This window comes from Pseudomonas sp. NFX71, from assembly GCF_048079215.1.
GTDB lineage: Bacteria > Pseudomonadota > Gammaproteobacteria > Pseudomonadales > Pseudomonadaceae > Aquipseudomonas > Aquipseudomonas fluorescens_B.
Map to the genome: position 1 here is coordinate 6,319,481 of NZ_CP182230.1, position 13,135 is coordinate 6,332,615.

12 protein-coding genes are annotated in these 13,135 nt (G+C 59.4%); all 12 read left to right on the top strand.

What is annotated here, in order from left to right:
- Positions 1–3 precede the first annotated feature (3 nt).
- The 12 genes from mnmA to nuoF all read left to right on the top strand — a co-directional run bounded on the left by mnmA (position 4) and on the right by nuoF (position 13,119).
- Positions 4–1,149 (top strand): tRNA 2-thiouridine(34) synthase MnmA, encoded by a 1,146-nt coding sequence (gene mnmA / locus ACM1ZW_RS29425; RefSeq protein WP_017339597.1) that lies wholly within the window; start codon positions 4–6, stop codon positions 1,147–1,149.
- Positions 1,146–1,769: a high frequency lysogenization protein HflD gene (gene hflD / locus ACM1ZW_RS29430; protein ID WP_017339598.1), complete on the top strand. Its 624-nt coding sequence runs from the start codon at positions 1,146–1,148 to the stop codon at positions 1,767–1,769. The genes mnmA and hflD overlap by 4 nt, the downstream gene beginning before the upstream one ends.
- 127 nt (positions 1,770–1,896) lie before the next feature.
- Entirely contained in the window at positions 1,897–3,267 is a 1,371-nt protein-coding gene (gene purB / locus ACM1ZW_RS29435; RefSeq protein WP_017339599.1) for an adenylosuccinate lyase, read from the top strand.
- A gap of 86 nt (positions 3,268–3,353) precedes the next feature.
- Positions 3,354–4,523 (top strand): cupin domain-containing protein, encoded by a 1,170-nt coding sequence (locus tag ACM1ZW_RS29440; RefSeq protein ID WP_017339600.1) that lies wholly within the window; start codon positions 3,354–3,356, stop codon positions 4,521–4,523.
- Positions 4,516–4,941 (top strand): GNAT family N-acetyltransferase, encoded by a 426-nt coding sequence (locus tag ACM1ZW_RS29445; RefSeq protein ID WP_017339601.1) that lies wholly within the window; start codon positions 4,516–4,518, stop codon positions 4,939–4,941. Before ACM1ZW_RS29440 ends, ACM1ZW_RS29445 begins: the two co-directional genes overlap by 8 nt.
- A gap of 235 nt (positions 4,942–5,176) precedes the next feature.
- A complete protein-coding gene (locus ACM1ZW_RS29450) occupies positions 5,177–5,938 on the top strand; it encodes a secretin N-terminal domain-containing protein (protein WP_416739897.1) in 762 nt (253 codons plus the stop codon).
- Between the two features lie 501 nt (positions 5,939–6,439).
- On the top strand, positions 6,440–7,765 hold the full coding sequence (gene aceA / locus ACM1ZW_RS29455) for an isocitrate lyase (protein WP_008032724.1): 1,326 nt from the start codon (positions 6,440–6,442) through the stop codon (positions 7,763–7,765).
- Positions 7,766–8,311: 546 nt separating this feature from the next.
- A complete protein-coding gene (locus ACM1ZW_RS29460; protein WP_003223812.1) occupies positions 8,312–8,725 on the top strand; it encodes an NADH-quinone oxidoreductase subunit A in 414 nt (137 codons plus the stop codon).
- Positions 8,726–8,735: 10 nt separating this feature from the next.
- On the top strand, positions 8,736–9,410 hold the full coding sequence (locus ACM1ZW_RS29465) for a NuoB/complex I 20 kDa subunit family protein (protein WP_007946424.1): 675 nt from the start codon (positions 8,736–8,738) through the stop codon (positions 9,408–9,410).
- A gap of 72 nt (positions 9,411–9,482) precedes the next feature.
- Positions 9,483–11,267, top strand: a complete 1,785-nt coding sequence (gene nuoC / locus ACM1ZW_RS29470; RefSeq protein WP_017339603.1) for an NADH-quinone oxidoreductase subunit C/D — start codon at positions 9,483–9,485, stop codon at positions 11,265–11,267.
- 2 nt (positions 11,268–11,269) lie between these two features.
- On the top strand, positions 11,270–11,767 hold the full coding sequence (gene nuoE / locus ACM1ZW_RS29475) for an NADH-quinone oxidoreductase subunit NuoE (RefSeq protein WP_007946422.1): 498 nt from the start codon (positions 11,270–11,272) through the stop codon (positions 11,765–11,767).
- Positions 11,764–13,119: an NADH-quinone oxidoreductase subunit NuoF gene (nuoF, locus tag ACM1ZW_RS29480; RefSeq protein WP_017339604.1), complete on the top strand. Its 1,356-nt coding sequence runs from the start codon at positions 11,764–11,766 to the stop codon at positions 13,117–13,119. Before nuoE ends, nuoF begins: the two co-directional genes overlap by 4 nt.
- Positions 13,120–13,135 lie beyond the last annotated feature (16 nt).

Sequence of the window (13,135 nt, forward strand, 5' to 3'; positions counted from 1 at the left end):
CCTATGCGTGATCCAGCCCCTTCTGACACACAAAAGAAGCGCGTCATTGTCGGCATGTCCGGCGGCGTGGACTCTTCCGTTTCCGCTCTCCTGCTGATCGAGCAGGGTTATGAGGTGGAAGGCCTGTTCATGAAGAACTGGGAAGAAGACGATGGAACGGAATACTGCACCGCCATGGACGACCTGGCGGATGCCCAGGCCGTGTGCGACAAGATTGGCATCAAGCTGCACACCGCCAACTTCGCCGCCGAGTACTGGGACAACGTGTTCGAGCACTTCCTGGCCGAATACAAGGCCGGCCGCACGCCGAACCCGGACATCCTGTGCAACCGCGAGATCAAGTTCAAGGCGTTCCTCGACTACGCCATGGTGCTCGGTGCCGACCTGATCGCCACCGGTCACTACGTACGCCGTCGCGACATCGATGGTCGTACCGAACTGCTCAAGGGCCTGGACCCGAACAAGGATCAGAGCTACTTCCTGCACGCCGTCGGCGGCGAACAGATCGCCAAGACGCTGTTCCCGGTCGGCGAACTGGAAAAACCACAGGTCCGTGCGATTGCCGAGAAATACGAACTGGCGACCGCAAAGAAAAAGGATTCCACCGGGATCTGCTTTATCGGCGAGCGCCGTTTCAGTGATTTCCTCAAGCAATACCTTCCGGCCCAGCCCGGCGAAATCAAGACCACCGAAGGTGAAGTCATCGGCCGTCACCACGGCTTGATGTACCACACCATCGGTCAGCGTCAGGGCCTCGGCATCGGCGGGCTGAAAGACGCCAGCGACGAGCCGTGGTACGTGCTGATCAAAGACCTGGAGCACAACGAACTGATCGTTGGCCAGGGCAATGACCACCCTTACCTGTTTTCCCGCGCCCTGCTTGCCTCGGACATCTATTGGGTCAACCCGATCGACCTGAGCGAGCCGCGCAAGCTGACCGCCAAAGTCCGTTATCGCCAGAGCGACCAGCCTTGCACGCTGGAAAAGACCGCCACCGGCTACCGCGCGGTCTTCGATGACCCGCAACGCGCGGTCACCCCGGGCCAGTCCGTGGTGTTCTACGACGGTGAAATCTGCCTTGGCGGCGGCGTAATCGAAGTGGCGGAACCGTGGACCAGCAAAGGCTCTCTTCAAGGCGCACAGCAATGAGTCCGACTCAGGAGCAACTGACGGCGCTGGGCGGCGTGTTTCTGGCCGCCGTTCTGGTGGACAAGATCGCCAAAACCGGCCAGACCACCGAAGCCGGCCTGACGTGCATGCTCGGCAGCCTGCTGATTCGCGACCCCAAGGACACGCTGGAAGTCTACGGCGGTGACGACATCAACTTGCGCGAAGGCTATCGCGCGCTGATCGGCGCCCTCGAGCGCGACCCGAGCACCCTGCAGCGCGAACCGTTGCGCTACGCCCTGGCGATGCTGGGGCTGGAGCGTCAACTGGCCAAGCGTGGCGACATGCTGGACGTGATCGGCAAGCGTCTGCCGCAGATCCAGTCTCAGGTCGAGCACTTCGGCCCGGCGCATGAAAACGTGATCGCGGCGTGTGGTGCGCTGTATCAGGATACGCTGAGCACCTTGCGCCAACGGATTCAGGTCCACGGTGATATGCGCAACCTGCAGCAACCGAGCAACGCCTCAAAGATCCGCGCGCTGTTGTTGGCGGGGATTCGTTCGGCGCGCCTGTGGCGACAGTTGGGTGGTCATCGCTGGCAGTTGGTGGTCAGCCGTCGCAAGTTGCTCAAAGAACTTTACCCGCTGATGCGCAGCAGCTGAACCGCGCCCGCGACACCGTTTTGTAGTCAGTAACGCGTAATACGCTGGTCAGTTGGCGACGGACCGGCGGATTTTTTCATGTATGATACGCGCCCCATTTCGTTGCCCGACTGTCCGAGAACACCCCATGCAGCTTTCTTCGCTCACTGCGGTTTCCCCTGTTGACGGCCGCTACGCCGGCAAAACCCAGGCCCTGCGCCCAATTTTCAGCGAATACGGTCTGATCCGTGCTCGCGTTCTGGTTGAAGTGCGCTGGCTCCAGCGTCTGGCCGCTCACCCCGCCATCAGCGAAGTGCCGGCGTTCTCCGCCGAAGCCAACGCCGTGCTGAACACCCTGGCGGAAAACTTCTCCCTTGAGCACGCCGAGCGTGTCAAAGAGATCGAGCGCACCACCAACCACGACGTCAAAGCCATCGAATACCTGCTCAAAGAGCAAGCGGCCAAGCTGCCGGAACTGGCTGCCGTCAGCGAATTCATCCACTTTGCCTGCACCAGCGAGGACATCAACAACCTGTCCCACGCCCTGATGCTGCGCGAAGGCCGTGATGACGTGATGCTGCCGCTGATGCGCCAGACCGCCGAAGCCATCCGCGAACTGGCCATCCGTTTCGCCGACGTGCCAATGCTGTCGCGCACCCACGGTCAACCGGCCTCGCCGACCACCCTGGGCAAAGAGCTGGCGAACGTGGTTTACCGCCTGGAGCGTCAGATCGCTCAAGTCGCTGCCGTTCCGCTGCTGGGCAAGATCAACGGCGCTGTCGGCAACTACAACGCTCACCTGTCGGCCTACCCTGAGATCGATTGGGAAGAAAACGCCCGCGCCTTCATCGAAGACGAGCTGGGCCTGGGCTTCAACCCGTACACCACGCAGATCGAACCGCACGACTACATTGCCGAGCTGTTCGACGCGATCGCCCGTTTCAACACGATCCTGATCGACTTCGACCGCGACATCTGGGGCTACATCTCCCTGGGTTATTTCAAACAGCGCACCATCGCTGGCGAAATCGGTTCGTCGACCATGCCGCACAAGGTCAACCCGATCGACTTCGAAAACTCCGAAGGCAACCTGGGTATCGCCAACGCACTGTTCCAGCACCTGGCCAGCAAGCTGCCAATCTCCCGCTGGCAGCGCGACCTGACCGACTCCACCGTTCTGCGTAACCTCGGTGTCGGCTTCGCCCACAGCGTGATCGCGTACGAAGCCAGCCTCAAAGGCATCAGCAAACTGGAGCTCAACGCTCAGAAAATCGCTGCCGACCTCGACGCTTGCTGGGAAGTATTGGCCGAGCCGATCCAGACCGTGATGCGTCGCTACAACATCGAAAACCCGTACGAGAAGCTGAAAGAGTTGACCCGCGGCAAGGGCATCAGCCCTGAAGCGCTGCAAACTTTCATCGACGGCCTGGACATGCCAGCCGCCGCCAAGGCCGAGCTGAAACTGCTCACCCCGGCGAACTACATCGGTAACGCTGTAGAGCAAGCCAAGCGCATCTGATCGACCGTTTTAACCGTTTGAGACGCCCGGCAGCGCCGGGCGTTTTTATTCCCGTCTGAAAAGTGCTTTTTTTCAATAGGTTACACATGAATCCTGATATTCCTCTTCAACTTCTGGGTGGCATCACGGCGCGCGAATTCCTGCGTGACTACTGGCAGAAAAAACCGCTGCTGATCCGTCAGGCAATTCCTGATTTCGAAAGCCCGATCGACGCCGACGAATTGGCCGGCCTGGCGCTGGAAGAAGAAGTTGAATCGCGCCTGGTAATCGAAAACGGCGAGCGCCCTTGGGAATTGCGTCGCGGTCCGTTCGCCGAAGACGAATTCAGCAAACTGCCGGAACGTGACTGGACCCTGCTGGTTCAAGCGGTTGACCAGTTCGTTCCGGAAGTTTCTGAGCTGCTGGAAAACTTCCGCTTCCTGCCGAGCTGGCGCGTCGACGACGTGATGATCAGCTTCGCCGCCCCGGGTGGCAGCGTCGGTCCGCACTTCGATAACTACGATGTGTTCCTGCTGCAGGGTCACGGCAAGCGCAACTGGAAAATCGGCCAGATGTGCGATTCCGAGAGCAAGTTGCTGCAACACGCGGACCTGCGCATCCTCGCTGATTTCGAAGCCACCGATGAGTGGGTCCTGGAACCTGGCGACATGCTCTACCTGCCGCCGCGCCTGGCCCACTGCGGTGTTGCGATTGATGACTGCATGACCTACTCGGTCGGCTTCCGCGCCCCGAGCGCTTCTGAAGTGCTGACTCACTTCACTGACTTCCTCAGCCAGTTCCTGACCGATGAAGAGCGCTACACCGATGCCGACGCCCTGCCGGCGGTCGATCCGCACCAGATTCAGCACGACGCCCTTGATCGCCTGAAAGCCTTGCTGGCCGAGCACATGAGCGACGAGCGCCTGCTGCTGACCTGGTTTGGCCAGTACATGACCGAGCCGCGCTACCCGGAACTCGTGGTAGGCCCGGAAGAGATCGAAGAAGACGACCTGCTTGCCAGCCTGGAGCAAGGCGCAATACTGATCCGCAACCCGAGCGCACGCCTGGCCTGGTCCGAAGTCGATGACGACCTGTTGCTGTTCGCCAGCGGCCAGAGCCGTTACCTGCCAGGCAAGCTGCGTGAGCTGTTGAAAATGATCTGTGCTGCCGACTCCCTGCACGCCGACAATCTGGGCGAGTGGCTGACCGACGAAGACAGCCGCGGCTTGCTGTGCGAACTGATCAAGCAAGGAAGCCTGGGGTTTGCTGATGAATAAAATTCACGTACGTGTCGCAGACTGGCAAAAGGATAACGCCGAGATCCGGCGCATTCGTGAGACGGTGTTCATCGCCGAGCAATCCGTTCCGCCTGAACTGGAATGGGATGCAGATGATGCAACAGCGGTGCATTTTCTGGCCTTCGAAGGCGACTTTCCGATTGGCACCGCCCGCCTGCTGCCCGACGGGCATGTTGGCCGGGTGTCGGTGCTGAAAGACTGGCGCGGCTTGAAAGTGGGCGATGCGCTGATGCAAGCGGTGATCGGTGAAGCCGAGAAGCGCGGCTTGAAGCAGCAGATGCTGAGCGCGCAGGTTCAGGCGACGGCGTTCTATGAGCGCCTGGGCTTCAGCCTGGTCAGTGAGGAATTCCTGGAAGCCGGGATTCCGCATGTGGACATGGTGCGACATTCCGCCTGAGCCCCTGTGGCGAGGGAGCTTGCTCCCGCTGGGGCGCGAAGCGGCCCCAAAAACGTTGGACGGCTAAGCAGCCCAGCGGGAGCAAGCTCCCTCGCCACAAAAGCTTCAAAGCACTGCACAAAACGCCCTGTCATCACATGATGTCGGGGCGTTTTGCTGTCTACGATTCAACTTGCCCCACGGCGGGCCGACAAACTGGCAAACTCAAGACATCAAGAAGTCGGAGATAACGGATATGTCCCTACGCACCCTGCTCACCACGCTGCTGTTGACCTGCAGTCTTTCGGTCATGGCCGCCACCGAGATCGTGCCGTTGAACTACCGCACCAGCGCCGACATGCTGCCGATGGCCCAGGATTTCATCGGCAAGGATGGCCAGGTCAGCGCCTATGGCAACCAGCTGATCGTCAATGCCGATCAGCGCAAGATCGACGAACTTAAAGCCCTTGTTGCCCAACTCGATACTCAGCCAAAACGCCTGCTGATTACCGTCGATACCAACGAAAACAACTTCCAGGGCGACCAGGGTTATTCAGTCAATGGCGCCAAACCGAGCCAGACCCGAATCATCAATCGCAGCACCGAAAGCCGTGACGGCGGCATTCAGCAAGTCCAGGCCAGCGAAGGCTCACCGGCACTGATCCAGGTCGGACAAAGCGTACCGCTGACCAGTACGCAGATCGACTCCTACGGCGACCTGCGCAGCCAGACCGAATACCGCAACGTCACCCAGGGTTTCTACGTTACCGCGAGCGTCACCGGCGACATCGTTCACCTGTCGATCAGTACCAACCGTGACCGCATGAGCCAGGAACGTCCCGATGTAGTGAATGTGCAAAGCACCGACACAACCGTCACCGGACGCCTGGGCGAATGGATCACCCTGGCCGGCGTGAACCGCCAGACTCAGGCCGACAAACAAGGCCTGACCCGCAGCTACTCGACCCAGGGCCGGGATGACATGACCCTGCGGGTGAAAGTCGATACTTTGGACTAAACCACCGAAAACTGACTGATTAGTCGTATTAGACCAAAGATGTAGTGCTTGAAAAAAAGCACTACAAAACGTTTGACGAGCCAAAAAAGCAAAGGCATGATGGCCTCGCTCCCGCTAATCAGGGGCCCTGGCAAGGGCCTTCGAAGCGATGCTCGCATCTACCCCGCGAGCCGTTTCGTGTCTGTACCGCCCACAAGGTGTGTTTGACGAGGTTGCCGACTGGAACGAAGTTGTCCCGAGGGACGGAAGCGTATTTAGGTAAACCCGGCATCACACTGAAGTTCGTATAGAGGCCCACGACGCCCGAATGCGCCCGCCAGTCCGCCCTTACCTGCTCACTTCCCCTCGAGCCCATCGTTCATCCTGTCGCCAATCCCGCCAAATACCCCTTGACCGCCTAAGCTTCTGGTCAGCGAGCTGCCTCATGCGCCCCTTTGAAATTGCGTGTTCGGCTGGAGCAGGAATTTTCCACCCAAGACCTATGCGACGAGGTTTATCTCCATGGCACTGACACGCGAACAGCAAATTGCAGCCCTCGAAAAAGACTGGGCTGAAAACCCACGCTGGAAAGGCGTGACACGCGCTTACTCCGCTGCTGACGTCGTCCGCCTGCGTGGCTCGGTTCAACCTGAGCACACCTTTGCAAAATTGGGCGCCGAGAAGCTTTGGAACCTGGTTACCCAGGGCGCCAAGCCGTCCTTCCGTCCTGAGAAAGATTTCGTCAACTGCATGGGCGCCCTGACCGGCGGCCAGGCTGTACAACAAGTCAAAGCCGGTATCCAGGCGATCTACCTGTCGGGCTGGCAAGTCGCGGCGGACAACAACTCCGCCGAATCGATGTACCCGGACCAGTCGCTGTACCCGGTGGATTCGGTTCCAACCGTGGTCAAGCGCATCAACAACTCGTTCCGTCGTGCTGACCAGATCCAGTGGAAAGCCGGTAAAGGCCCGGGCGACGAAGGCTACATCGACTACTTCGCTCCAATCGTGGCAGACGCTGAAGCCGGTTTCGGCGGCGTACTGAACGCTTACGAGCTGATGAAGAGCATGATCGAAGCAGGCGCCGCCGGCGTTCACTTCGAAGACCAACTGGCTTCCGTGAAAAAATGCGGCCACATGGGCGGCAAGGTACTGGTTCCTACCCAGGAAGCTGTGCAGAAGCTGACCGCCGCTCGTCTGGCAGCTGACGTTGCCGGCACGCCGACCATCATCCTGGCTCGTACCGACGCCAACGCGGCTGACCTGCTGACGTCCGATTGCGACCCGTACGACCAGCCATTCGTGACTGGCGAACGTACTCAGGAAGGCTTCTACAAAGTGCGCGCCGGTCTCGACCAGGCGATCGCTCGCGGCCTGGCTTACGCGCCGTACGCCGACCTGATCTGGTGTGAAACCGCCAAGCCGGATCTGGACGAGGCTCGTCGCTTCGCTGAAGCGATCAAAAAGGAATACCCGGACCAACTGCTGTCGTACAACTGCTCGCCTTCCTTCAACTGGAAGAAAAACCTGGACGACGCGACCATCGCCAAGTTCCAGCGCGAATTGTCCGCCATGGGTTACAAGCACCAGTTCATCACCCTGGCCGGCATTCACAACATGTGGCACAGCATGTTCAACCTGGCGCACGACTACGCCCGCAACGACATGACTGCCTACGTGAAACTGCAAGAGCAGGAATTCGCTGACGCCGCCAAGGGTTACACCTTCGTGGCTCACCAGCAGGAAGTGGGCACCGGCTACTTCGACGACATGACCACCGTGATCCAGGGTGGCTCGTCTTCGGTTACCGCGCTGACCGGTTCGACTGAAGAAGAACAGTTCCACTGATCTGACTCACCGAAACAAACGGCCGTTGCGGACCGAATAAAAGCTAACCGCAACGCCGCACATCTGACGCCCCGACTGGTTCGGGGCGTTTTTTTGCCTGTGATTTTTCACCGGCCCTGCAAACCCCTGCAGGAGTCCGGACAAAAAACCTTGATCCAGAGCATTCTTACGATCAGGAAAACACGGTAAAACGACCCTGCCCGCTACTTGCAGTAACGCGCATATAAGACAACTTTCCGGCCACCCACCCGCTAAACACTTTAAAAACCAAGCCAAACAATATTGATTATCATTTAGCTGCAACTATGTTCGTTACATTCCCTACAAAACAATATTGATGAAAACCCTGCTAATGCCCGCAACGCATGGGCTGCGTGGGTTGGGAGGCTTGCTATGTCCTTATTCCGCTAAATAATTTCGCTATCTGAATTTTACTTGCACGGTGTTGTGCCATAAAATCAGCGGGATTGATTGCTGCGACATATCGTCACTGCTTTGTTTCTTTTCAAGCTCAGAGACCTTTGCTCTCTGTTAAGGATTACCAGCATGCCCGAAGCGACAGGACTCATGGCCCACAACTGGGGCTTTGCCATTTTCCTTCTGGGCGTTGTCGGCCTGTGCGCCTTCATGCTCGGCGTCTCCAGCCTCCTCGGGTCAAAAGCCTGGGGCCGCAGCAAAAACGAACCGTTCGAGTCCGGCATGCTACCTACAGGTGGCGCCCGCTTGCGGCTCTCAGCCAAATTCTATCTGGTCGCGATGCTCTTCGTGATCTTCGATATCGAAGCCCTCTTTCTCTTTGCCTGGTCTGTGTCCGTCCGCGAAAGCGGCTGGACCGGATTCGTCGAAGCTCTCGTTTTCATAGCAATTCTGTTGGCAGGTCTTGTCTACCTGTTCCGAGTGGGCGCCCTTGACTGGGCTCCGGAAGCTCGTCGCAAGCGGCAGGCGAAGCTGAAACAATGAGGCTTTGGCAATGCAATACAATCTCACCAGGATCGACCCCGATGCTCCTAACGAGCAGTATCCGATTGGCGAACGGGAAACCGTTTCCGATCCGTTAGAAGATCAAGTCCACAAAAATATCTTCATGGGCAAGCTCGAAGACGTGCTTAACGGCACGATCAACTGGGGGCGCAAGAACTCCCTGTGGCCGTATAACTTCGGTCTTTCGTGCTGCTACGTGGAAATGACCACCGCCTTCACGGCGCCCCACGACATCGCGCGCTTTGGCGCCGAGGTTATCCGGGCATCGCCGCGCCAGGCGGATTTCATGGTTATCGCCGGTACCTGCTTCATCAAGATGGCGCCGATCATCCAGCGTCTCTACGAGCAAATGCTCGAACCTAAATGGGTAATTTCCATGGGTTCGTGCGCCAACTCCGGTGGCATGTACGACATCTACTCTGTCGTTCAAGGGGTGGACAAGTTCCTGCCCGTGGACGTCTACGTGCCTGGCTGCCCGCCCCGTCCTGAAGCTTTTCTGCAAGGCTTGATGCTCTTGCAGGAGTCGATTGGACAGGAGCGTCGTCCGCTTTCCTGGGTCGTTGGTGATCAAGGCGTTTACCGCGCCGAGATGCCTTCCGAGAAGGAAAAGCGCCGCGAACAGCGAATCGCAGTCACCAACCTGCGCAGCCCCGACGAAGTCTGATCCAGATCTGCTTCTTTAATAGAACGAGACACTGGCTTCATTCTTTACGTTGACCGAAAGCGATAAATAACCATGACTACAGGCAGTGCTCTGTACATCCCGCCTTACAAGGCAGACGACCAGGATGTGGTCGTCGAACTGAACAACCGTTTTGGCCCCGAGGCATTCACCGCCCAGCCTACCCGCACCGGCATGCCGGTGCTTTGGGTTGCCCGCGCCAGACTCGTCGAAGTCCTGACCTTCCTGCGCAACCTGCCCAAGCCGTACGTCATGCTCTATGACCTGCACGGCGTGGACGAGCGTCTGCGCACCAAGCGTCAAGGGCTGCCAAGCGGCGCCGACTTCACTGTGTTCTATCACCTGATGTCGATCGAACGTAACAGCGACGTGATGATCAAGGTCGCCTTGTCCGAGAGTGACCTCAGCGTACCGACCGTCACCGGCATCTGGCCGAACGCCAACTGGTACGAACGTGAAGTCTGGGACATGTACGGCATCGACTTCAAAGGTCACCCGCACCTGACCCGCATCATGATGCCGCCGACCTGGGAAGGTCACCCGCTGCGCAAGGACTTCCCGGCCCGTGCCACCGAGTTCGACCCGTTCAGCCTGACCCTGGCCAAACAACAGCTTGAGGAAGAAGCCGCGCGCTTCAAGCCTGAAGACTGGGGCATGAAGCGTTCCGGTGCGAACGAGGACTACATGTTCCTCAACCTCGGCCCGAACCACCCTTCCGCGCACGGTGCGTTCCGCATCATCCTGCAGCTGGACGGCGAAGAGATCGTCGACTGCGTGCCGGACGTCGGTTACCACCACCGTGGTGCCGAGAAGATGGCCGAGCGTCAGTCCTGGCACAGCTTCATCCCGTACACCGACCGTATCGACTACCTCGGCGGCGTGATGAACAACCTGCCGTACGTGCTCTCGGTCGAGAAGCTCGCCGGTATCAAGGTGCCCGAGAAGGTCGACGTCATCCGCATCATGATGGCCGAGTTCTTCCGGATCACCAGCCACCTGCTGTTCCTGGGGACTTACATCCAGGACGTCGGCGCCATGACCCCGGTATTCTTCACCTTCACCGACCGTCAGAAGGCGTACACGGTGATCGAAGCCATCACCGGTTTCCGTCTGCACCCGGCCTGGTATCGCATCGGTGGCGTCGCCCACGACCTGCCGCGCGGCTGGGAAAAACTGGTGAAGGATTTCGTCGAGTGGATGCCAAAGCGTCTGGACGAATACCAGAAAGCCGCGCTGGACAACAGCATCCTCAAAGGCCGGACCATCGGCGTCGCCGCCTACAACACCAAAGAGGCCTTCGAATGGGGCGTCACCGGTGCAGGCCTGCGTTCGACCGGTTGCGACTTCGACCTGCGTAAAGCCCGCCCGTACTCCGGGTACGAGAACTTCGAATTCGAAGTGCCGCTGGCCGCCAATGGCGATGCCTACGATCGTTGCATCGTGCGTGTCGAAGAAATGCGCCAGAGCATCAAGATCATCGAGCAGTGCATGCGCAACATGCCGGAAGGCCCGTACAAGGCGGATCACCCGCTGACTACCCCGCCGCCGAAAGAACGCACGCTGCAACACATCGAGACCCTGATCACGCACTTCCTGCAAGTTTCGTGGGGCCCGGTCATGCCGGCCAACGAATCCTTCCAGATGATCGAAGCGACCAAGGGCATCAACAGTTATTACCTGACGAGCGATGGCGGCACCATGAGCTACCGCACCCGGATTCGCACCCCAAGCTTCCCGCATCTGCAGCAGATCCCTTCGGTGATCAAAGGCAGCATGGTCGCGGACTTGATCGCGTACCTGGGTAGTATCGATTTCGTTATGGCCGACGTGGACCGCTAAGCATGAACAGCACGCTTATCCAGACAGACCGTTTCACCTTGAGTGAAACCGAGCGCTCGGCCATCGAGCACGAGTTGCATCACTACGAAGACCCGCGCGCGGCGTCGATCGAAGCCCTGAAGATCGTCCAGAAGGAACGTGGCTGGGTGCCTGATGGCGCGCTCTACGCCATCGGCGAGATCCTCGGCATCCCGGCGAGCGACGTTGAAGGCGTGGCCACTTTCTATAGCCAGATCTTCCGTCAGCCAGTCGGCCGTCACATCATTCGCGTCTGCGACAGCATGGTCTGCTACATCGGCGGCCACGAGTCCGTGGTCAGCGAAATCCAGAGCAATCTGGGTATCGGCCTGGGTCAGACCACCGCCGACGGTCGCTTCACCTTGCTGCCGGTCTGCTGCCTCGGCAACTGCGACAAGGCCCCGGCGTTGATGATCGACGACGACACTTTCGGTGATGTGCAGCCTGCCGGCGTTGCCAAATTGCTCGAGGGCTACGTATGACCCTGACTTCCTTCGGTCCTGCCAACCGCATCAAGCGTTCGGCCGAGACTCACCCGCTGACCTGGCGTCTGCGTGACGACGGCGAAGCCGTATGGCTCGACGAGTACCAGGCCAAGAACGGTTACGCCGCTGCACGCAAGGCCTTCGCCGACATGGCTCAGGACGACATCGTCCAGACCGTGAAAGACGCCGGCCTCAAGGGTCGCGGCGGTGCAGGCTTCCCCACTGGCGTTAAGTGGGGCCTGATGCCAAAAGACGAATCCATCAACATCCGCTACCTGCTGTGCAACGCGGATGAAATGGAGCCGAACACCTGGAAAGACCGCATGCTGATGGAGCAACTGCCCCATCTGCTGATCGAAGGCATGCTGATCAGTGCCCGCGCGCTGAAAACCTACCGTGGCTACATCTTCCTGCGTGGCGAATACACCACCGCCGCCAAGCACCTCAACCGTGCCGTGGAAGAAGCCAAGGCAGCCGGCCTGCTGGGCAAGAACATCCTGGGCAGCGGCTTCGATTTCGAGCTGTTCGTCCACACCGGCGCCGGGCGTTACATCTGCGGTGAAGAAACCGCACTGATCAACTCCCTTGAAGGCCGCCGCGCCAACCCGCGCTCCAAGCCGCCCTTCCCTGCCGCCGTTGGCGTGTGGGGCAAGCCGACGTGCGTGAACAACGTTGAAACCCTGTGCAACGTCCCGGCGATCATTGCCGACGGCGTGGACTGGTACAAATCGTTGGCCCGCGAAGGCAGTGAAGACATGGGCACCAAGCTCATGGGCTTCTCCGGCAAGGTCAAGAACCCTGGCCTGTGGGAATTGCCGTTCGGCGTCACCGGTCGTGAGTTGTTTGAAGACTACGCCGGCGGCATGCGCGACGGTTACAAGCTCAAGTGCTGGCAGCCAGGCGGCGCCGGTACCGGTTTCCTGTTGCCGGAACACCTCGACGCACAAATGTACGCCGGCGGCATCGCCAAGGTGGGCACCCGCATGGGTACCGGCCTGGCCATGGCGGTGGACGACAGCGTCAACATGGTTTCCCTGCTGCGCAACATGGAAGAGTTCTTCTCCCGTGAGTCGTGCGGTTTCTGCACCCCGTGCCGTGACGGTTTGCCGTGGAGCGTCAAGCTGCTGCGTGCGATCGAGAACGGCGAAGGGCAAGCCGGCGATATCGAGACCCTGTTGGGTCTGGTCGGCTTCCTCGGCCCGGGCAAGACCTTCTGTGCTCACGCACCGGGCGCCGTGGAGCCGTTGGGCAGCGCAATCAAATACTTCCGCCATGAGTTCGAAGCCGGCATCGCGCCTACCAGCGCCGTCGTCCCGCCTCTGGCCAGGCCGATCGTAGTCGGCGCGTAAACGCTTAAAAAAGCGA